A 21,076-nucleotide genomic window follows, 5' to 3' on the forward strand; every position below is an offset into this window, starting at 1 on the left:
CCCGCTCGGTGTCCAACACCGAGACCAGCCAGCCAAAGGTCACCAGGGCGATCGCCGCACCGGCCCAGCAGGCGGCGGCGGTGCGCAGCCTGCCCATCCGGAAACTGATCCACCCCCACAAGCCAAGCGCCGCACACCACGGGACAACCAGGAAGCACAAGCCCTGCCACAGCTGCCAACTGTGGTTCAGCCAACCGTCGCGGAACCCCAGGAACACCGCGGCCAGCACGAACAGCCCGAAGCACAGGTAGGAGATGATCCGCAGCAGCTGGCTCCCCCGGAAGACCGGCAGGTCGCGTTCCAGGCGCTGGGTCTGATCCAGCAGGCTCGCAGCCCGCTGCTGCCCGAACCGGTTCGGTTCCCCCAGCAGTCCCGCGGGGTCCTCACCGCTGTCGCGTACGGCCTGCAGCTGGCGCTCCAGCTCCGCGGCGGCCTGCGCGTCATCCAACCCGCCCCACACCAGCCGGAAGTGGAACTGGCTGACCCAGTCGCGGTAGGCCGCGGGCCATTGCTCCAGCACCGCATCGCTGGCGGTGCGTCGAATCTTGCGGGCCACGGGCATTCTCCCTCAGTAGGTCAATTTCCAACCTAGTTGATAATTCGGAGTATTGCCAGCCCTCCACCCGGGAGCCGGTGGGCAGGTGCGGGGACAGGAAAACCCGGGGCAGGCGCCGGTTTCCTGCTGGAACCGGCACCTGCCCCGGGTCATTGCCTGGCGCGCGGTGCTACTTCGCGGCGCCGGGCTCCTCGGACTTCTTCTTCTCCGGCTTGGTCTCCGGCTTGAAGTCAATACCGGCTTCCTTGCGCTGCTGCGCGGTGATCGGGGCCGGGGCGGCGGTCAGCGGGTCGAAGCCACCACCGGTCTTCGGGAAGGCGATGACGTCGCGGATCGACTCCGAACCGGTCAGCAGCTGCAGCACGCGGTCCCAGCCGAAGGCGATGCCGCCGTGCGGCGGGGCGCCGTACTTGAAGCCCTCCAGCAGGAAGCCGAACTGGGTCTGCGCCTGCTCCTGGGAAACGCCCATGACCTTGAAGACGCGTTCCTGCACCTCGCGGTCGTGGATACGGATCGAACCGCCGCCGATCTCGTTGCCGTTGCAGACGATGTCGTAGGCGTAAGACAGGGCCGAACCCGGGTCGGTGTCGAAGGTGTCCATGAACTCGGGCTTCGGGCTGGTGAAGGCGTGGTGCACCGCGGTCCAGGCACCGGCGCCCACGGCCACATCCCCGGAGGCCACGGCGGCGGAGGCCGGCTCGAACATCGGCGCGTCCACGACCCACACGAACGCCCAGTCCCCGTCCTTGATCAGGCCGGTGCGGTGACCGATTTCCACGCGCACCGCGCCGAGCAGGGCGCGCGCATCGGCCTTGTCCCCCGCGGAGAAGAAGATGCAGTCCCCGGCCTTCGCGCCGGTGGCCTCGGCCAGGCCCGCCTTCTCCTCATCGGACAGGTTCTTGGCCACCGGGCCGGCCAGCTCCCCGTCTTCCTTGATCAGCACGTAGGCCAGGCCCTTGGCGCCGCGTTGCTTGGCGAATTCCTGCCAGGCATCCAGGGTGCGGCGCGGCTGGGAGGCCCCGCCGGGCATGACCACGGCGCCGACGTAGTCCGCCTGGAACACCTTGAAGCTGGTGTTGGCGAAGTACTCGGTCATCTCGCTCAGCTCCAGGCCGAAACGCAGGTCCGGCTTGTCGCTGCCGTACTTGGCCATCGCCTCGGCGTAGGACATGCGGCGGATCGGGGTCGGGATCTGCACGTCGATCAGCGCCCACAGTTCCTTGACCAGCGCCTCACCCAGCGCGATGATGTCGTCTTCCTCGACGAACGAGGCCTCGATGTCCAGCTGGGTGAACTCCGGCTGGCGGTCCGCGCGGAAGTCCTCATCGCGGTAGCAGCGGGCGATCTGGTAGTACTTCTCAAAGCCGCCGACCTGCAGCAGCTGCTTGAACAGCTGCGGGGACTGCGGCAGCGCGTACCAGCTGCCCGGGGACAGGCGGGCCGGGACCACGAAGTCGCGGGCGCCTTCCGGGGTGGAGCGGGTCAGCGTCGGGGTTTCGATCTCCACATAGCCCTGGTCGTGCAGCAGGTTGCGGGCGATCCGGTTCGCTTCCGAACGCAGGCGCAGCGCCTTGGCCGGGCCCGGGCGGCGCAGGTCAAGGTAGCGGTGGCGCAGACGCGCCTCCTCGCCGACCTCGACGTGCTCATCGATCTGGAACGGCAGCGGCGCGGAGGTGTTCAGCACCTCAACCTCATCGGCCAGGACTTCGATCTCACCGGTCGGGATGGCCGGGTTCTCATTGCCCTCGGGGCGGCGTTCGACCTTACCGGTCACCTTCAGCACGAACTCATTGCGCAGCGGGTGGAAGTCCTCCTCGTCGCGCACCACGACCTGGGCGATGCCCGAGGCGTCGCGCAGATCCAGGAACGCGACACCGCCGTGATCGCGACGACGTGCGACCCAGCCGGTGAGGGTGACCTGCTGTCCAATGTGCTCGGCGCTTAGTTCGCCCAGCTGATGAGTGCGTAGCACTACGGTCCTTTCAGTCGAAAAAGGGGAAATCCTGTGAAGCAGGGTGGCCGGCGGGGATATTGTCGCCAGCCACCCGTGGGGTTTTCTACGTGTGAGTTTAGTGCACGGCGCTAGCTGACAACATTTGTCAGGTCCTCGGCCGGCGGGGTCCAGGTGGCCGGGTCGGCGCTGAGCTGCTCGCCGGAGCGGATGTCCTTCACCTCGTGGGTGCCATCGGCGTGGGTGAACCACACGAAGGGAATCCCGCGGCGATCAGCGTACTTGATCTGCTTGCCGAACTTTTCGGCGCTGGCCGCCACCTCGCAGGCGATCCCGCGCTCACGCAGCGCCGCGGCCACGTCCTGGGCCTCGTGCCACGCATCGTCGTTGGCCAAGGTCACATAAACCACCGACGGCACCGAGCGGGCCGCGGTGACCAGCTCCTCGGCCAGGATGCGCGAAACCAGGCGGGTCACCCCGATGGACAGGCCCACTCCCGGGTAGGTCTTCTTGCCCTTGGAGGCCAGCGACTCGTAGCGTCCGCCGGAGCAGATCGAGCCCAGGGACTCGTGGCCCACCAGCACGGTCTCGTACACGGTGCCGGTGTAGTAATCCAGGCCGCGGGCGATGGACAGGTCGGCGACGACGTTGCCCGGGGCGCGCTTGGAGGCGGCGGCAATCACCTGGGAGAGCTCGTCCAGCCCGGTTTCCAGCAGCTCGTGCTCCACACCCAGGGCGCGCACCTGCTCAACGAAGGAGGAGTCCGAGGTGCAGATCCCGGCCAGGTCCAGGGCGGCCTGCGCCTGGGCCGCGGTGGCGCCCACCTCGGTGGTCAGGATTTCGGCGACCTTCTCGGCCCCGATCTTCTCCAGCTTGTCGATTGCCCGCAGCACCGCGTCCGGATCCTCCAGGCCCAGGCCGCGGTAGAAGCCCTCGGCCAGCTTGCGGTTGTTCACCCGCAGCCGGAAGTCCCCGATCGGCAACGCGGAGAGGGCATCGGCGATCGTCAGCGCCAGCTCCACGTCGTAGCTGAACGGCAGCGACCCGTCGCCGACCACGTCGATGTCCGCCTGGGTGAACTCGCGGAAGCGTCCGTCCTGCGGGCGTTCCCCGCGCCAGACCTTCTGCATCTGGTAGCGGCGGAACGGGAAGGCCAGGTGCCCGGCGTTCTCCACCACGTAGCGGGCGAAGGGCACGGTCAAGTCGAAGTGCAGGGCCAGCGCGTTGGGGTCGTTCTTCTCCTCGTCCGGGTCCGCGGCCAGGCGGGAGAGGCCGTAGACCTCCTTGTCGATCTCGCCCTTGCGCAGCAGCTGCGCCCGGGTTTCGACCGCACGGGTCTCGATGTTCGCAAAACCGTGCAGTTCGAAGACCCGGCGCAGGGTGTCCAGCACATGCTGTTCAACCACGCGTTCGGCGGGAAGCCATTCGGGAAAACCGGACAATGAGGCCTTGCGTGCCATGAAACTCCTTAGTTCGTTTGCGGCCAAGTCCTATTTTAGGCCGCAATAGAACAGAATACTGCGCGTATCCGCTTACAAAGAAAGCGGGGCCACGGGTAGAGTTACTAGAAGCAAGTGCTCAGTTAGTGAAAGAGTTTCAGCGGTGACCACCAGTCAGAAATCCGACGACAACCAGATAACCCCGACCCCGCAGGCCGTGGCACCCGCCGCGAAGCCTGTCGGTGCGCCCGCGGCCAAGCCCGCCGTAGCCCCGGCGGCCCCGGCCCCGGCCGACCACTCCACTCCCCTGGATGAGGCGCGCAAGTTTGCCCGCGTCACCGAGGACGGCCACGTGTTCGTCATCATCGACGGCACCGAACACCCGGTGGGCCAGTACCCGGATGCCACCGAGGATGAGGCGCTGGCCTACTTCGTGCGCAAGTACGACGACGTGGTCTCGCAGATGATGCTGCTCGAGCAGCGGGTCGCGGCCAAGGCGCCCAGCGGCGACATGGCCAAGACCATCGACTCCATCGCCGCCCTGGTCTCCGAACGCGCCATGGTCGGCGACATCGCCGCCCTGGAGACCCGCCTGGAAACCCTGCGCACCGCCGTGGAGGCCCTGGGCAAGGAGCAGCGCCGCGCCACCGAGCAGGCCCGGGCCGAGCAGCAAAAGATCCGTGAGGGCATCGTCGTGCAGGCCGAGGAGCTGGCGGGGAAGAACCCGGAGCAGATCCAGTGGAAGACCGCCTCGCAGACCATGAACGGCCTGTTCGACGCGTGGAAGGAAGCCCAGCGCTCCTCCGTGCGCCTGCCGCGCTCCACCGAGGACGCGCTGTGGAAGCGCTTCCGTGCCGCCCGCACCACCTTTGACCGCCACCGCCGCGCCTACTTCTCGCAGCTTGATGCGCAGAACGCCGAGGCGAAGAAGGTCAAGGAGGCGCTGATCGAGCGCGCCGAGGCGCTGCAGAATTCCACCGACTGGGCCAGCACCGCCGCCGAGTACCGCAAGCTGATGGACGAGTGGAAGAAGTCGCGCCGCGCCTCGCGCAAGGACGACGACGCACTGTGGGGCCGCTTCCGCGCCGCGCAGGACGTGTTCTTCCAGGCCCGTGCCGAGCAGAACGCGAAGGTCGACGCCAGTTTCCGGGAGAACCTGGTGGTCAAGGAGGCGCTGCTGGAGGAAGCCCGCGCACTGCTGCCGATCAAGGACCTGAACGCCGCGAAGAAGTCCCTGGAATCCATCCGCGACCGCTGGGAAGCCGCCGGCAAGGTGCCGCGCGGGGACCTGCAGCGGGTGGAGGCGGCGCTGCGCCACGTGGAGGACGCGGTGCGCAACGCCGAGGACGAGCAGTGGCGCCGTTCCAACCCGGAAACCAAGGCCCGTTCCAACTCGATGCTCTCCCAGCTGCAGGACACCATCGCCCAGCTGGAGGAGGACCTGGAGCAGGCCAAGAAGAAGGGCAACGAGAAGAAGATCGCCGCGGCCCAGGAGGCGCTGGACGCCCGCCGCATGTGGCTGAACACCCTGGAGAAGTCGGCCGCCGACTTCCAGTAGGCAGCCAGCAGCCTTGAACCGCCCACCGCAGGCAGCACCTGCGGTGGGCGGTTCGCGTTTACTCCCCTTGTTCTTTCCGGCGCGCTGCGCTGGCCTGCACCGGTAATCCACAGCCGGGCACTTCACCTGCCACAGCGGCGGGCAATCTGTTTCAGTAGCAGCATGGAAAAAACTACTAGGCAGCGCCCCGCGGCGCTGCGCATTCCCGAAGACCTGTTCGTTATCGGCCAGCCCTTTACCCGCAACGAGCTGGGGGCGATGGTCTCACGCGGCTACTTGCGCGAAACCCTGCCCGGGCACTACCTGGATGTCAGCCACCGCTACGACGCGAGCGTTCGGGCGCAGATCGCCCACTTTGTCGCCGGGCGGCGGCTGCGGCCCGGGGAGGTGTTCTGCCGCTCCGCGGCCGGGTGGATCCATGGCCTGGTTCCCTCCCCGACCAGCATGGGCATCAGCAGCCCGGTCTACCGCCGGCCGGTGCCCTCCAGTTTCGGGTTGCCCTATGAGTTCATGCAGCTGCAGCTGGAGCCCGATGAGGTGCTGGTGCGCGGCCCGGTCCCGGTGACCAGCCTGCTGCGCACCGTGTGCGACATGGCCTGCCACGACCCGCTGCCGATCGTGGTCGAGGCGCTGGATCGCATCCAGCGCCTGCAGGACCCGTACCTGCACCTTCAGGCGGTGCTGCAGCGCCTGAACCGGATGCCGGGCAGTTCCCCGGTGCAGCGCGGGCTGCGCCTGGTGGAGTCGATGCAGCCCCAGGCCGCCTGAGGGCTGGGGTGTGGGCTGCGGCGGCCCGTGGCGGGGCCCTTTAGCGCCGGGAGCTGGCGGTGGTGCGGTACACGTCGTACACCCCGTCGATGCGCCGCACCTGGTTCAGCACGTGGGTGAGGAACTTCGGGTCGCCCATTTCGAAGGAGAAGCGGGAGATCGCCACCCGCTCCCGCGTGGTCTGCACGCTGGCCGAGAGGATGCTCAGGTGGTTTTCGGCCAGGATCCGGGTGACGTCGGAAAGCAGCGACTTGCGGTCCAGCGCCTCCACGATGATCTCCACCCGGAACACCCCCGAATGCTTGTCCGCCCAGGACACCGCCACGATCCGGTCAGTCTGCTCCTTCAGCTGCGCCAGGTTCAGGCAGTCGGAGCGGTGCACGGAGATTCCCGAGCCGCGGGTGACGAACCCGGTGATCTCATCCGGTGGGACCGGTGAGCAGCAGCGGGCCAGCTTGACCAGCACATCGCCCAGCCCCTCGACCACCACGCCGGCGTCGTTCCCGGTGGTGGGTTTGGAGACCACGGGGGCGACCGGGGCCTCCTCCTCCACCTGCTCGGACTCCGGCGGGCCGATCAGCGCGGTGAGGTGCTCGATGACGTTCTGGGCGCTGGTGTGCCCGTCGCCCACCGACTGGTAGAGCGCCGAGATGTCCTGGTGGTGCAGCCCGGTGGCCACCGCGGTAAGCAGCTCGTGGGTCATCATCTTCTGCAGCGGCAGCTGGTTGCGCCGCAGCTCCTTGGTCAGCAGCTCCTTGCCCTTCTCGATGGCCTCCTCACGCCGTTCCTTGGAGAAGAACTGGCGGATCTTGGCCTTGGCGCGGGCGGACTGCACGAAGTTCTGCCAGTCCTGGGAGGGTCCGGCCCCCTCGGCCTTGGAGGTGAACACCTCCACCACGTCACCCTGCTTCAGCTCGGTGTGCAGCGGCACGAGTTTGCCGTTGACCCGGGAGCCGATGGTGCGGTGCCCGACGTCGGTGTGCACCGAGTAGGCGAAGTCCACCGGGGTGGAGCCGGCCGGCAGCGACATGATGTCGCCCTTGGGGGTGAAGACGTAGACCTCGTTGGAGGAGATCGAATAGCGCAGCCCGTCCAGGAACTCCTCGGAGTCCTCGGTGTCGGCCTGCCACTCCATGAGCGAACGCAGCCAGTCCATGTTCTGCTCGGGTGAGAGCGCGGAGTTGTCGGCGTTGCCGTGCTTGTACTGGAAGTGGGCGGCCACACCGTATTCGGCGCGCACGTGCATCTGGTGGGTGCGGATCTGGATCTCCACCGGCTTGCCGTCCGGGCCCATCACCGTGGTGTGCAGCGACTGGTAGAGGTTCAGCTTGGGCATCGCGATGTAGTCCTTGAAGCGGCCCGGCAGCGGGTTCCACTCGGTGTGCACCACGCCCAGCGCCCCATAGCAGTCCTTGACCGAGTCCACCAGGATGCGCACACCCATCAGGTCGTGGATGTCATCGAAGTCCTTGCCGCGCACGATCATCTTCTGGTAGATCGAGTAGTAGTGCTTCGGACGGCCCGAGACCTCGGCCTGGATGCCCTGGGTGGTCAGCTCGTTGGCCAGCATGGCGCGCACGTTGCCCAGGTACTTCTCCCGCTCCGGGGTGCGGTCCCCCACCATCCGCACGATCTCCTGGTACACCTTGGGGTGCAGCGCGGCGAAGGAGAGGTCCTCCAGCTCCCACTTCACGGTGTTCATGCCCAGCCGGTGGGCCAGCGGGGCGAAGATCTCCAGGGTTTCCTTCGCCTTGCGCGAGCTGGACTCCGGGGAGACGTAGCGCCAGGTGCGCGCGTTGTGCAGCCGGTCGGCCAGCTTGATCAGCAGCACCCGGATGTCGCGGGACATGGCGATGACCATCTTGCGCACCGTCTCGGCCGGGGCGGCCTCCCCATAGGTGACCTTGTCCAGCTTGGTGACCCCGTCGACCAGCATCGCGATTTCCTCGGAGAAGTCCTTGGTGACCTGCTCCAGGGAGTAGTCGGTGTCCTCCACCGTGTCGTGCAGCAGCGCCGCGGCCAGGATCGCCCCGGTCATGCCCATTTCGGCCAGGATGGTGGCCACCGCCACCGGGTGGGTGATGTACGGGTCCCCGCTCTTGCGTTTCTGGCCCTCGTGGTATTTCTCGGCGACCTGGTAGGCGCGCACCAGCAGGTCCAGGTCCGCCTTGGGGTGCTTGGACTTGACCGTGCGCAGCAGCGGTTCCAGGGTCGGTGAGGTGTTCGCGGTGGTGCCCCGGCCCGGGAAGCGCACCAGACGTGAGATGGAACGTCGCCTTGAATTGTTGAGGTTAGCTGATGCCATGCCCAACTCCTTCCCGTCCGGTAGCGGCCCTGCCCGGGAAGCGTCCGGCCGGCAGGTGGTTAACCGCGAGTGCGCCAGTGCGGGGTCTTGCACCGGCGTGACACGTTGTGCTTAATCCATTGTTTATAGCACGTTCGCGCGGTGACAACTAATTATGCTCCCCTTGCCTGGAAACCCGAAACGCCGCCGATTCATGCGAATCGGCGGCGTTTCTTACGGGTGCAGGGTTAGCGGGAGGCCAGCACCCGTTCGCGCTGGGCGATGACGTCGGGCTCGTTGCGCCGCAGCCAGGAGTACATCGGGGCCTGCACGAACAGCGTAGACAGCGCCGAGACGATCAGGCCGATGAACAGCGCCAGCGACAGGTCCTTGAGCGTACCGGCACCCAGCAGGTAGGAGCCGATGAACAGGATCGCCGCGACCGGCAGCACCGCCACCACCGAGGTGTTGATCGAACGCACCAGGGTCTGGTTCACCGCCAGGTTCACCAGCTCGTTGAAGGTGCGCTGGTCCTCCTTGGCGAAGTTCAGCGTGTTTTCCCGGACCTTGTCGAAGACCACCACCGTGTCATAGAGGCAGTAGCTCATGATGGTCAGGAAGCCGATGATCGCGCTCGGGGTGATCTCAAAGCCCGAGAGCCCGTAGATCCCGGCGGTCACCACGATCACGGTCATCAGCCCGATCACCGCGGCGATCGACATCTTCCAGGTGCGGAAGTACGCGGCCATCAGCAGCGTCACCAGCACCACGAACGCGACCAGCCCGAACAGGGCCTGGCGTGAGACGTCCTGGCCCCAGGTGGGGCCGATGAACGTGCTGGTCACGTGGTCCGCGTTCACCCCGTAGGCCTCGGCCAGCTGCCCGCCGATGGCCAGGGTCTGGTCATCGCTGAGCCGGTCGGTCTGCACCCGGATGGTGCCCGGGGCGATGTTGGTTACCGTCGCCTCCTGGCCCGGGACGGCGGCGGAGACCGCGTCCTCCCCGAGCTTCACGTCGGTGTTCTGCACCGCCGAGACGGTGAACTCCGAACCACCGCGGAAGTCGATGCCCAGGTTGAACCCGCCCTTGACCACGGGCACCAGGATGGAGAGCACCATCAGCACGGCGGCGATGGAGAACCACAGCTTGCGCTTGGCCACGAACGGGTAGGAGCGCTTGCCGGTGTAGAGTTCGTTGCCCCATTGAGCGAGCTTATTCATTGTTCTCCTCCCGGTTCGCTTCGGCGGCCCGGCGTTCGGCGATCGTCATCCTGCGGGTGGCCTCGGCGGCGGCCTTGGTGTTCCTCTTGCCGCGCGCCGTGGTGACGTTCTCGTTGAACCGGCGGACCTGCCCGGCCCCGCGGTACAGCGGCACCGCGCCCAGCAGGGACGGGTCCAGCCCGGACCAGCGGTGGCCCTCGGCGAAGAACTTGGTGCGCGAGAGCACCACCAGTAGCGGGTGGGTCAGCCCGTAGACGATGATCAGGTCGATCACCGCGGTCAGGCCCAGGGTGAACGCGAAGCCGCGCACGTTGCCCACTGCCACGATGTACAGCACCACCGCGGCCAGCAGGTTCACGGCCTTGGAGACCAGGATGGTGCGCCGGGCCCGTCCCCAGCCCACGTCGATGGCCCCCGCCAACGGACGGCCCTCGCGCAGCTCATCGCGCACGCGTTCGAAGTAGACGATGAACGAGTCGGCGATCAAGCCGATCGCCACGATCAAGCCGGCCACGCCGGCCAGCGAGAGCCGGTAGTTCATCGTCCAGCCCAGCAGCAGCAGCGCCAGGTAGGTCAGCACACCGGAGGCCAGCAGCGACAGGATGGTGACCAGACCCAGGGCGCGGTACTGGAAGAGCGAGTAGATGAACACCAGCACCAGGCCGATGACGCCGGCGATCAACCCGCCGCGCAGCTGATCAGCGCCCAGGGTGGCGGAGATCTGCTGTTCGGACTGGATCTCGAAGCTGATTGGCAGTGCACCGTACTTCAGCTGCTCGGCCAGCGCCTGGGCGGACTCCTCGGTGAAGCCGCCGGTGATCTGCGGGCGCCCGTCGCTGATGACGGCGTTGGTGGTCGGCGCGGAGATCACGGTGCCATCCAGCACGATCGCGAACTGGTTGCGCGAACCCTGCAGCGAGACCAGACGCTGGGTGGTGTCCGAGAAGGTCTTGGTGCCTTCGCTGTTGAACTCGATGACCACGGCCCAGTCGCCGGTCACCGCGCCCTGTGCGCCGCGGGTCATCTGCGCGTAGGCGTCGGAGATGTCCTGGCCGGGGATTTCCACCGGGCCCAGGATGTACTTCGCGCCCATCCGGGGGTCGCACGAAATCATCGGCTCATCCGGGTCGTGGGTGGTCGATTCGCGCTTGTCCAGCTCGCTGGGGCAGTCGTAGGCCTCGAAGTCCTTGTAGAGCTGCGGGCTGATCCAGTTGGTGTCCGAGGCGTTCTCCGGCTTGCCCTCAGGCTTGGGGATCTCCGCCTCCGGGGTGCGTTCTTCCTTCGGGGTGGCCTCAAAGGCGCCGGTGATCAGCACCGGGCGGAACTCCATGTTGGCCGAGGCCTGGATCAGTTCGCGGGTCTTGGTGTCCGGCACGCCGGGCATCGAGACGACCACGTTGCTGCCGGACTGGGTGGTGATCTCCGCCTCGGAGACGCCGCTGCCGTCCACGCGCTGGCGGATGATCTCCACCGCCTGCTCCAGCTGGTCCTGGTCGATGCTTTCATCGCCCTGGACCCGCGGGGCCAGGATCATCTGGGTGCCGCCTTCCAGGTCCAGTGCGAGTTTGGGGGCGAAGCTGGTCTTGCCGGTGGCGACGCCGGCGACAAGGATGCCGGTGGCGATGATCGTCAACGCCAGCAGCCAGATCAACGCCCGGTGCGCCTGTTTTACAGGTCCAATTGATGACATCTAGAGTGCTTTCTCATCGAGGAGACTTCGGTGAGCCCACAAAACGGGGCCAAGGGGATTAGGCGTTGCGCTCGTCCTTGCCCTCGTCGTCCAGGCGACGCAGGGTCTCTTCCGCGGTCTCGGTGCCGGCGGCCGGGGCCTCGGTCTGCACCTCGGGCTCGATGAACTGGGCGATGGCCTGGCGGTGCACGGTCAGCACGGTGCCCGGGGCGACCTCCAGCTCAACCCGGTCCTGCTCGTCGATGCGCACCACGGTGCCGAAGATCCCGGAGTTGGTCATCACCTTGGCGCCGGGAACGGTCCTCTCCTTCAGCGTCTCCTGCTGCTTGCTGACCTTTTTGCGTCCACGGATCATCATGATGATCAGCACGGCGAACAGTCCGACCATCAGGATCATCGAAGGGTTGAAACCGCCCGCGGCGGCCTGTGCAAACGTCACGGAGTACACGAATATACCTGCTAACAAATCGACAAAAAGAGCGTGTGGCCCGGCATCCCGCGGTTTCGCGGTCATGGCACGGGCCACTTCAGTCTAGTCGCTGAAGCCTGCGGGGTAACACATTTACGCCTGCAGAGGACTAATCCTCATCGGATTCATAGTTTTGCGCCCCGGCGAACAGGGCGTCCTTCGGCACGGCCAGGCCCAGGTGCTCCCAGGCTTCGGGCATTGCGATGCGTCCGCGCGGGGTGCGTCCCATCAGTCCCTCACGCACCAGGTAGGGTTCTGCCACGGTTTCCACCGTTTCGGTTTCCTCCCCCACCGCGATCGCCAGGGTGGACAGGCCCACCGGTCCCCCGCCGAACTTCTGGCACAGGGCCTGCAGCACGGAGCGGTCCAGCCGGTCCAGGCCCTTGACGTCGACCTCGTACATGTCCAGTGCCGCGGCCGCGGCCCGCTGGTCGATCTGCTCCAGGCGGTTGACCAGCGCCCAGTCCCGCACCCGGCGCAGCAGCCGGTTGGCGATGCGCGGGGTGCCGCGCGAGCGGGAGGCGATTTCGGTGAACGCGGTGGAGGTGACGGCCAAATCCAACATCATCGCCGAGCGGCGCAGCACCAGTTCCAGTTCGTCGACCGCGTAGAACTCCAGGTGCCCGGTGAACCCGAACCGGTCGCGCAGCGGCCCGGGCAGCAGCCCGGCGCGGGTGGTGGCCCCGACCAGGGTGAACGGCGGCAGCTCCAGCGGAATGGAGGTGGCCCCGGCCCCCTTGCCCACGATGATGTCCACGCGGAAGTCCTCCATGGCCATGTACAGCATTTCCTCGGCCGGGCGGGACATGCGGTGGATCTCGTCCAGGAACAGCACCTCCCCCTCTGTCAGCGAGGAGAGGATCGCGGCCAAATCCCCGGCGTGCTGGATGGCCGGGCCGGAGGAGATGCGCAGCGGGGCGTTCATTTCCGAGGCGATGATCATCGACAAGGTGGTCTTGCCCAGCCCCGGGGGGCCGGAGAGCAGTACGTGGTCGGCGGTGCGTTCGCGGATGCGGGCGGCCTCCAGCACCATGGACAGCTGCTGGCGCACCCGCGACTGGCCGACGAAGTCGTCGAAGTTGCGCGGGCGCAGTGCCGCCTCCAGGGTGCGCTCCTCGGCACCGCTGGAGGCGTCGGTGAGTTTGGTGGAATCATTCACGCCATGTTCCTAGCTGTATTCCTATCGGGCGCGGGCGCCGGTGGACATGCTGCGCAGGGCCGCGCGCAGGATTTCGGGCACGTTGCCGGTTTCCACGATTTCCGGGGAGGCCTTGGCCAGCTTGCCCAGGGTGTTCTTAGCGTCCTTCTCGGTCCAGCCCAGGCCGGTGAGCGCCTCGATGACCTGCGGTTCCCACACCCCGGCGGTGCCCGGTGCGGCGCCGTTGGCCGCGGCCGCGCCGGTTGGCACCAGTTTGCCGTTCAGCTCCAGCACGATCCGGCTGGCGCCCTTGGGGCCGATGCCCGAGACCTTGGTGAACGCGGCGGTGTCCTTCGTGTTGGCCGCCACGCGCACCTGCTCGGGGCTGTGCACGGCCAGGATCGCCAATCCGGTGCGCGGGCCGATCCCGGACACGGAGGTGAGCACCTCGAAGACCTCGCGCTCCTCGGCCGAGGCGAAGCCGTAGAGGGTCATCGAGTCCTCACGGACCACCAGGGAGGTGTAGACGGTGGCCTGGCTGCCGACCTGCAGGCCCGAGAGCGTTTGGGGGGTGGCGTTGATGAGCATCCCGAACCCGTTGACGTTGATGACCGCGTTGTTCAGGGCCACGGCCTCAACCCGGCCGGACAGTGAGCTGATCATGCCACTCCTTTGCATACCTTTTCGACATCCCCAGCATATCGAAGATATGTACGAATATCGATTAGCGTCCGGTGCCGCGGCGCTTGGCCGAGGCCTCCGCGGCGATCCAGGCCTGCTGGGCGGTGGTCAGCTGGGTGGAGCCGACCCGCCCGGCGGAGGCCGAGGCGTTGGAGCCGACCGCCGCGCCGCGCCAGGCGTGGGCGATGGCCAGGGCCACCGCGTCCGCCGCGTCGGCGGGCTTGGGCGGGGAATCCAGCCGGCAGATCTTCGCGACCATCTTGCCCACCGAGTTCTTGTTCGCCTGCCCGCTGCCGGTGACCGCGGCCTTGACCTCGGTCGGGGTGTGCATCGCCACCGGAATCCCGCGCCGGGCGGCAGCGGTGATCACCACCCCGGAGGCCTGGGCGGTGCCGATCACGGTGGTCACGCTGACCGCGGAGAACACCCGCTCGATGGCCAGCACGTCCGGGCGGTGCTGTTCCAGCCAGGCGTCGATCGCCTCGGCGATCGTCAGCAGCCGGCGGTCCAGCGGGGTGCCCGGCGGGGTGCCGGCGACCGACACGTCCACCAGGGTGACCTTGCGGTTGGGTTCGACGTCGACCACGGCCAGCCCGCAACGGGTCAGGCCGGGGTCGATGCCGACTACGCGGAGCGTCAAGTGACTGCCGGCCCCTACTCGTCCTCGGCCAGGGCGGCCTGGACCTCGTCGGACAGGTCCGCGTTGGTGTATACGTTCTGCACGTCGTCCAGTTCCTCCAGGGCGTCGAACAGGCGCACGAACTTCTTCGCGGCCTCCACGTCCAGCTCCACCTTCATGGAGGGCAGGAACTCAACCTCGTCGGACTCGTACTCGATCTCGGCCTCGTCCAGGGCGGTGGCCACCGCACGCAGGTCCGCGGCCTCGGAGATCACCTCAAAGTTGCCGTCGGCCTCCTGCACCTCTTCGGCGCCGGCGTCCAGCACGGCCATCAGCACGTCGTCCTCGCTCAGCTCCCCGACCGGCAGGCGCACCACGCCCTTGCGGGAGAACAGGTAGTTCACGCTGCCCGGGTCGGCGATGGTCCCGCCGTTGCGGGTGATCGCCACGCGCACCTCGGAGGCGGCGCGGTTCTTGTTGTCGGTCAGGCATTCGACCAGCAGCGCCGAACCCTGCGGGCCGCGCGCTTCGTAGATGATCTCGGTGTAGTCGATGACCTCACCGGTCAGCCCGGCACCACGCTTGATGGCGCGGTCGATGTTGTCATTGGGCACGGAGTTCTTCTTGGCCTTGGAGACGGCCAGTTCCAGCGCCGGGTTGCCGGCGGGGTCGGGGCCACCAGTGCGGGCTGCAACTTCGATACCCTTGATGTACTTGGCGAAGGCCTTGGCGCGCTTGGCGTCAATCGCAGCCTTCTTGTGCTTGGTGGTTGCCCATTTGGAGTGGCCTGCCATGGTGTTAAGCGTCTCCTTGCGTCATGTGGATGAAAAACTCGTGGATGGCATTGCTGCCGGTGACCTCGGGATGAAATGAGGTCGCCAATAAATTTTCCTGTCGTACCGCAACAATTCTATCGTGAACTGCCCGATTCTGGCCGGGGACGGTGGACAGGACCTGCACGGCGGGGCCGACCTGCACCGCTTCGGGGGCGCGGATGAACACCGCCTCGAAGCTGTGTCCGGCAAATTCCAGCACCGACTCGAAGGAGTCGACCTGGCGGCCAAACGCGTTGCGCCGCACCGTCATGTCGATCCCGCCGAAGTTGCGCTGCGCCTGCCCGGTGGCCGAGATGGCCGGGTTCTCGATCCGGTCGGCCAGCATGATCATCCCGGCGCAGGAGCCGTACACGGGCAGGCCGGAGGAAATCAGCGAACGGATCGGCTCGGCCAGGCCGTAGTTGCGCGAGAGCCGGTCGATGACCGAGGACTCTCCGCCGGGGATGACCAGCCCGTCCAGGTGCTCCAGGTCCTGCGGGGTGCGCACCGGCAGCGCCGCGGCTCCCAGCCGGATCAGCGCCTGCAGGTGTTCGCGGAAATCGCCTTGCAGCGCCAGTACCCCAATGCGGGTCATCTGCCTGCCTTCCTGCGGTGGTGTGGTGCGCGCACCGGCGGGTGCGCGCACATCAGGTTAAGCCCGCGCCGGGGCGGCCGGCGTTTTTTCCTCGGCGTGTCGCACCGGGTTTCCGCCGCATTTGCCCTGCTTTCGGGGCGCTTGGGCGCCGGCTGGTTGCTGATTGGCGCGGGCCGGCAATCTTGGTAGGTTCGCAGGGACAGCTACGCCCAGGTGAGAAGAGCGGGGAGTTTTGACCATGACCGATGCCACGAACCATTCCACAACCCATTTCCAGCTGCCCGGCGACGTGATGATGCCGGCGATCGCCCTGGGCACCTACCCGATGCAGGGCGCGGAGGCCGCCCACGCGGTGGAGGGGGCGCTGCGGCTGGGCTACCGGCACGTGGACACCGCGGAGAACTACCACAACGAGGACGGGGTCGGCGAGGGGATCCGGCGCTCCGGGCTGCCGCGCGAGGAGGTGTTCATCACCACCAAGTTCAACAGGCAATGGCACAGCATCGATGGGGTGCGTCAGGCGTTCGAGAACTCGGTGCAGCGTCTGGGGGTGGACTACCTGGACCTGTTCCTGATCCATTGGCCCAACCCGGAGCAGGGCACGTTCGTGGAGGCGTTCGAAGGCCTGGCCCGGCTGCAGACCGAGGGGAAGGTGCGGGCGATCGGCGTGTCGAACTTCAAGCCCAAGCACCTGCAGCAGCTGTTCGACGCCGGCCTGGCCCCGGCGGTGAACCAGATCCAGCTGGACCCGGAATACCGCAACCCGCAGGCCCAGCAGTTCCACCGGGAGCACGGGATCCGCACCGAGGCGTACACGCCGCTGGGACGCGGCGGCGCGTTCCTGCACAACCCGGCCCTGACCGAGCCGGCGCAGAAGTACGGCAAGACCCCGGCCCAGGTGACGCTGCGCTGGCACGTACAGCAGGGCATCGCCGCCGCCCCGAAGTCCGCGCACCCCCAGCGGCAGCAGCAGAACCTGGACATCTTCGACTTCGAGCTGACTGACGCGGAGATCGAGCGGATCAATTCGCTGGACACCGGCAAGCACGCCCGCCAGGACTCGGAGAGCTTCGGGCACTAAGGTCCACCAGGGCCCGCCAGGATTCGGAGAGCTTCGGGCACTAGGGTCCACCAGGGCCCACCAGGGTCATGCGGGCCGACGAGGGCAACGACTCGGATCGGATAGTCCCCCGCCCGGTGAGTGCCGTTGGCGGGATGGGGCGCAGTTCCCTGGCGCCGCCGGGTGCTACCTGGTGCCGGCCGGTTCCCAGGGCACCAGTCCGTCCTTGAACGCCCCGTAGGCGTCCACGGTCTTGGTGCTGCGTTCCCGGCTGGCTTCGGCCTGCCCGTCCTCCACGCACCGGCTGGCCTCGGCGACCTGGCACCAGCGCACCGGGTCCTCGGTCAAGAAGTGCGGCACCCAGGCCAGTTCGCTCACCGACCAGTCATCGTCCTGCTGCCGGGTGAACGTGGCCTTGACGCTGATGCCCTCCCGGTTCAGCACGGTCGGGGTGGCGTGCTTGGCCACCGAGTTGCCCAGCCCATACACGATCCAGGTGCCCTTGTGCTTTTCGATGGGCAGCACCGAGTGGGTGTGGTGCATGTAGATGAAGTCGAACTCACCGGAGGCGGCCAACGCCCGGCCGAGCTTGCGCTGCTCGGCGGTGGGGCGGTTGGTGTACTCCGCGCCGTCGTGCACGGCGGCCACCACGACCTGCGCCCCCGCCTCGCGGGCATCCTTGGCCCGCTGGATCAGGGAAGCCGCGGAGATGTCGGTGTCCACCCGCCAGTCGGTGTCCGCACTCATCCCGTTCAGCGAATAGGTGCCGGCGATGACCCCGAGCTTGACCCCGTCGACCTCCATGATCGGCGGGGCCTCGGCCTCCGCGGCGGTGCGGTAGGAGCCGGTGGAGAACATCCCGGCCTGCTCCAGGGTGTCGATGGTGCGCTTGACCCCGGCGGTGCCGGCGTCCACCGTGTGGTTGGTGGCGGTGGTGCACCCGTCATAGCCGACCTGCTTCAGGTCGGTGACGATCTGCGCCGGGACGGTGAACATTGGATAGCCGCTGTAGGGCGGGACCCCGATCGGGGTTTCCAGGTTGCACAGCGCCGCGTCCGCGTCCTGGATGTACGGCTCCAGCCCGGCCAGCAGCGGGGAGAAATCATACTTTTGCCCTCCGGTGTTCGCCTCGCGCAGCAGCCGCGGGTGCAGCAGCACGTCGCCGGTCAACGCCAGGGAGAAGGACTGCGGTTCGGCGCTGGGCTCCGGCTCGGTTTCCTGCGGCGTCCCGGTTGCGGTGGTGGGGGCAGGCGCCGTGCCGGCACCGGAGGGGGCGGGGGTGCCGGGATCGGGAACGGTGGCGCAACCGGCCAGCAGGGCCGCGCCGGCCAGCAGGCTCAGGGCTCGAAGCTTCATGCCTCTTAGCGTACGCAATCGGCCAGGACGCCTTGGACCGCTTCGCGTAAATGCCCGCGAATGGGCGGTGAATATGACAACCTTTGATTATGGTGAACCCCCTCTTGCAACGCAGCGAACTGCCCTACCAGTGGCCTGACTTTTCCGCGCTGGGCGCCGACGACTACCTGGAGGCGGCCAGGATCGGCGCGACCGTCCAGATCGAGGAGATCGAGGTGATCCTGTCCAACGCGGACCCGGCAACCTTCGAGAACACCTTCCTGGCCCTGGAGCGCAGCGGGCAGATCCTGCGCCGGGCCCTGATGACCTACTTCAGCGTGCTCTCGGCCCACGGCACCGAGGAAATCCGTGCCGTCCAGCAGGAAATCACCGGACTCTACACCCGCCAAGAGGACGAGATCCAGCTCAACGGCCCCCTCTACGAACGGCTGAACCAGCTCGATGTTGAACAGCTGGGGGGTGAGGACCGGCGTCTGGCGACCGAAACCCTGACCCGCTTCCGGCTGGCCGGAGCCACCCTGTCCGGGACGGACAAGGAACGGCTCAAGCAGCTGAACGCCCAGATCTCCGATCTGTCCACCGGGTTCTCCGCCGCCGCCCTGGAGGCGCAGAACGCCCACGCCGTGCTGTTCGAGGACGCCGCCGAGCTGGCCGGGCTGGATGAGGCCGCGATCGCCGCCGCCCGGCAGGCGGCCACCGAGGCCGGATACGAGCAGGGGTACCTGATCCCGCTGCTCTCCCCCACCCAGCAGCCGGTGATGGCGCAGCTGCAGCTCGCCGCCTCCCGGCGCAAGGTCTTTGAAGCCTCCCTCACCCGCGGGCTGGACACCCCCTACACCCTGGAACTGGCCCGGGACATGGCGCTGCTGCGTGCCGAGCGGGCCCAACTGCTGGGCTTTGCCACGCACGCGGACGCGGTGCTGGCCGACGCGACCGCACCGAGCACCGCCGCGGTCAGCGAGCGGCTGGCCGACCTGAGCGCGGCGGCCACCGCCAACGCCCGCCGCGAGGCCCAGGCCCTGGCCGAGGTCGCCGGGGTGGATCGCATCGACGCGTGGGACTGGAGCTACTACTCGCAGGCCGTGCTGCGCGAACGCTACGCGCTGGATTCGGCCGCGCTGCGCCCCTACTTTGAGCTGGAGCGGGTGCTGCGCGACGGCGTGTTCGCCACCGCCACGAAGCTGTACGGCATCACGTTCGCCGAACGCACCGATTTGCCGGCCTACCACCCGGACCTGCGGGTGTGGGAGGTTTCCAACGCCGACGGCAGCGCGCTGGGACTGTTCACCGGGGACTTCTTCGCACGGGAGACGAAGAAGGGCGGGGCGTGGATGACCTCGCTGCGCGATGCGGCCAGCGACCTGGACGAGCTGCCGGTGGTGACCAACACGCTGAACATCACCAAGCCGGCCGCCGGGCAGCCGGCCCTGCTGACCCTGGATGAGACCCGCACCCTCTTCCACGAGTTCGGCCACGCGCTGCACGGGCTGTTCTCCAACGGCAAGTACGCCTCGCTGGCTGGCACCTCGGTGCCCCGCGACTTCGTCGAATTCCCCTCCCAGGTCAACGAAATGTGGGTGCTGCACCCGGAGGTGATCAGCAACTACGCCCGGCACCACGAAACCGGGCAGCCGCTACCGGCGGAGCTGATCGAGAAGATCCGCGCCGCCGAGCTGTGGGGCGAGGGCTTTGCCACCACCGAGTACCTGGCCGCCAGTGTCCTGGACTGGGCCTGGCACACCCTGCCGGCCGGCCAGCAGGTGGGCGACCCGCAGGAATTTGAGCGCCAGGCGCTCACCAACGCCGGGTTCGACCCGGATTTGATCCCGCCGCGCTACCGCACCGGGTACTTCCAGCACATTTTCGCCAACGGCTACTCCGCCGGGTACTACTCCTACATCTGGAGCGAGGTGCTCGATGCCGACACCGTGGAGTGGTTCACCGAAAATGGCGGGCTCATGCGCGAAAATGGAGAGAGGTTCCGCGCCGAGCTGCTCAGCCGGGGAAACACGCGCGAACCGCTTGAATCCTACGAAAACTTCCGTGGCCGCGCCGCGCGGGTTGAGCCGCTGCTGCGCCGTCGAGGCTTGGTGAACGCATAAATATGACGACAATTGCTTCCGCCCAGGACGCTCTGACCCACTGGCACCAGGCGTTGGCCGTTGCCACCGGGGGAAAGATCTTTACCACCCATGGCTGTTCATGGGTGTGGCAGCCGGTGCGCAAGCGCCTGCTGCTGCTCTTCCCCGAACATCCTGAACCGGCGGGCCTGCGTCCGGGATTGGCCGAGGGGCGCCGGCTTGGTGCCCGCCGCGTGGAGGCCTGGCTGAATTCCGGGGCCCCGTCCGAGAACCTGCTCGACGCCGGGTTCACCGACAACGCGCAGGTCTCCTGGCACGCCGGCTACCTGGCAATCCCCCACGAACAGTGGAAGGGCAAGATCCGTCTGGGTCCGAACGTACCCGAGGCCAGCGGCGCCGACGCCAAGGAACTGGAGGTAACCAGCCTGTGGCGGAACCTGGAAACCGGGCTGAGCTCCGGGCACCCGGCGTTGCGCCGCATCGAACACGCGGTTGCGCGCACCGAGGAGAATGAGATCGTTGGCCGCGGTTTCGTCCAGCAGGGCCTGGAGGGCCAGCTGATGGTGCATTCGCTGGCGGTGGCGCCCAGCCACCAGCGCCAGGGGGTGGGCACCGCGCTGCTGCACGGGCTCTCCCGGTCGATGATCAATCCGCTGAACCCGATGGACGACACCGAACCGGTGGAGCTGCTGGCCGCCGCGACCCCGCGCAGCGCCGAGTTCTTCACCCACAACGGGTTGCGGTTGCTGGGCCGCGGTCGCCACCTGATCATGCGCAGCTGGTAACCAGCCTGGAT

18 protein-coding genes are annotated in these 21,076 nt (G+C 67.5%); 5 read left to right on the top strand and 13 right to left on the bottom strand.

Translation table 11 applies throughout. The features are described 5' to 3' along the window. The 3 genes from RCJ92_RS08190 to hisS form a co-directional block, all read right to left on the bottom strand. Positions 1 to 556: hypothetical protein (locus tag RCJ92_RS08190; protein WP_446754287.1), on the bottom strand; the 556-nt coding region annotated here is incomplete at its 3' end. Between the two features lie 169 nt (positions 557 to 725). Beyond that, entirely contained in the window at positions 726 to 2,528 is a 1,803-nt protein-coding gene (gene aspS, locus RCJ92_RS08195) for an aspartate--tRNA ligase (protein ID WP_446754288.1), read from the bottom strand. Positions 2,529 to 2,638: 110 nt separating this feature from the next. Beyond that, positions 2,639 to 3,967 carry a histidine--tRNA ligase gene (gene hisS / locus RCJ92_RS08200; RefSeq protein WP_446754289.1) on the bottom strand — a complete coding sequence of 443 codons (1,329 nt, stop codon included), beginning with the start codon at positions 3,965 to 3,967 and terminating at the stop codon, positions 2,639 to 2,641. 142 nt (positions 3,968 to 4,109) lie between these two features. On the opposite strand from hisS, the gene RCJ92_RS08205 reads away from it, so the two are divergent. Together RCJ92_RS08205 and RCJ92_RS08210 are read left to right on the top strand one after the other, a co-directional pair. Then, on the top strand, positions 4,110 to 5,504 hold the full coding sequence (locus RCJ92_RS08205) for a DUF349 domain-containing protein (RefSeq protein WP_446754290.1): 1,395 nt from the start codon (positions 4,110 to 4,112) through the stop codon (positions 5,502 to 5,504). Between the two features lie 162 nt (positions 5,505 to 5,666). Continuing rightward, on the top strand, positions 5,667 to 6,272 hold the full coding sequence (locus tag RCJ92_RS08210) for a hypothetical protein (protein WP_138174116.1): 606 nt from the start codon (positions 5,667 to 5,669) through the stop codon (positions 6,270 to 6,272). Between the two features lie 40 nt (positions 6,273 to 6,312). On the opposite strand, the gene RCJ92_RS08215 is transcribed toward RCJ92_RS08210, so the two are convergent. The 9 genes from RCJ92_RS08215 to pdxT all read right to left on the bottom strand — a co-directional run bounded on the left by RCJ92_RS08215 (position 6,313) and on the right by pdxT (position 15,783). Then, the gene (locus RCJ92_RS08215; protein ID WP_138174118.1) at positions 6,313 to 8,577 is read right to left on the bottom strand and encodes a RelA/SpoT family protein; all 2,265 of its coding nucleotides are present in this window, start codon (positions 8,575 to 8,577) and stop codon (positions 6,313 to 6,315) included. Positions 8,578 to 8,804: 227 nt separating this feature from the next. After that, positions 8,805 to 9,776, bottom strand: coding sequence for a protein translocase subunit SecF (gene secF / locus RCJ92_RS08220; protein ID WP_138926264.1), 972 nt, complete (start codon positions 9,774 to 9,776; stop codon positions 8,805 to 8,807). Continuing rightward, on the bottom strand, positions 9,769 to 11,466 hold the full coding sequence (gene secD, locus RCJ92_RS08225; RefSeq protein WP_446754291.1) for a protein translocase subunit SecD: 1,698 nt from the start codon (positions 11,464 to 11,466) through the stop codon (positions 9,769 to 9,771). The genes secF and secD overlap by 8 nt, the downstream gene beginning before the upstream one ends. A gap of 58 nt (positions 11,467 to 11,524) precedes the next feature. Further along, positions 11,525 to 11,905 carry a preprotein translocase subunit YajC gene (gene yajC, locus RCJ92_RS08230; RefSeq protein WP_446754292.1) on the bottom strand — a complete coding sequence of 127 codons (381 nt, stop codon included), beginning with the start codon at positions 11,903 to 11,905 and terminating at the stop codon, positions 11,525 to 11,527. A gap of 139 nt (positions 11,906 to 12,044) precedes the next feature. After that, a complete protein-coding gene (ruvB, locus tag RCJ92_RS08235) occupies positions 12,045 to 13,094 on the bottom strand; it encodes a Holliday junction branch migration DNA helicase RuvB (RefSeq protein ID WP_138174126.1) in 1,050 nt (349 codons plus the stop codon). A 21-nt stretch (positions 13,095 to 13,115) separates the two neighbouring features. Further along, entirely contained in the window at positions 13,116 to 13,736 is a 621-nt protein-coding gene (ruvA, locus tag RCJ92_RS08240; protein ID WP_138174128.1) for a Holliday junction branch migration protein RuvA, read from the bottom strand. A gap of 61 nt (positions 13,737 to 13,797) precedes the next feature. After that, a complete protein-coding gene (gene ruvC, locus RCJ92_RS08245) occupies positions 13,798 to 14,394 on the bottom strand; it encodes a crossover junction endodeoxyribonuclease RuvC (RefSeq protein ID WP_138174130.1) in 597 nt (198 codons plus the stop codon). A gap of 14 nt (positions 14,395 to 14,408) precedes the next feature. Continuing rightward, positions 14,409 to 15,167, bottom strand: coding sequence for a YebC/PmpR family DNA-binding transcriptional regulator (locus tag RCJ92_RS08250; RefSeq protein WP_138174132.1), 759 nt, complete (start codon positions 15,165 to 15,167; stop codon positions 14,409 to 14,411). 4 nt (positions 15,168 to 15,171) lie between these two features. After that, positions 15,172 to 15,783 (bottom strand): pyridoxal 5'-phosphate synthase glutaminase subunit PdxT, encoded by a 612-nt coding sequence (pdxT, locus tag RCJ92_RS08255; protein WP_446754293.1) that lies wholly within the window; start codon positions 15,781 to 15,783, stop codon positions 15,172 to 15,174. Positions 15,784 to 16,021: 238 nt separating this feature from the next. Here pdxT and RCJ92_RS08260 point away from each other — a divergent pair, with 238 nt between their 5' ends. Then, a complete protein-coding gene (locus tag RCJ92_RS08260) occupies positions 16,022 to 16,864 on the top strand; it encodes an aldo/keto reductase (protein ID WP_343830538.1) in 843 nt (280 codons plus the stop codon). A gap of 165 nt (positions 16,865 to 17,029) precedes the next feature. On the opposite strand, the gene RCJ92_RS08265 is transcribed toward RCJ92_RS08260, so the two are convergent. Further along, on the bottom strand, positions 17,030 to 18,199 hold the full coding sequence (locus RCJ92_RS08265; protein ID WP_446754294.1) for a CapA family protein: 1,170 nt from the start codon (positions 18,197 to 18,199) through the stop codon (positions 17,030 to 17,032). Between the two features lie 89 nt (positions 18,200 to 18,288). Between RCJ92_RS08265 and RCJ92_RS08270 the strand changes: the two genes are divergently transcribed. Continuing rightward, positions 18,289 to 20,301 (top strand): M3 family metallopeptidase, encoded by a 2,013-nt coding sequence (locus tag RCJ92_RS08270; RefSeq protein WP_446754295.1) that lies wholly within the window; start codon positions 18,289 to 18,291, stop codon positions 20,299 to 20,301. Positions 20,302 to 20,303: 2 nt separating this feature from the next. Then, positions 20,304 to 21,065, top strand: a complete 762-nt coding sequence (locus RCJ92_RS08275) for a GNAT family N-acetyltransferase (protein ID WP_138926272.1) — start codon at positions 20,304 to 20,306, stop codon at positions 21,063 to 21,065. Positions 21,066 to 21,076: the final 11 nt, after the last annotated feature.

Source organism: Glutamicibacter sp. BSL13, assembly GCF_052928425.1.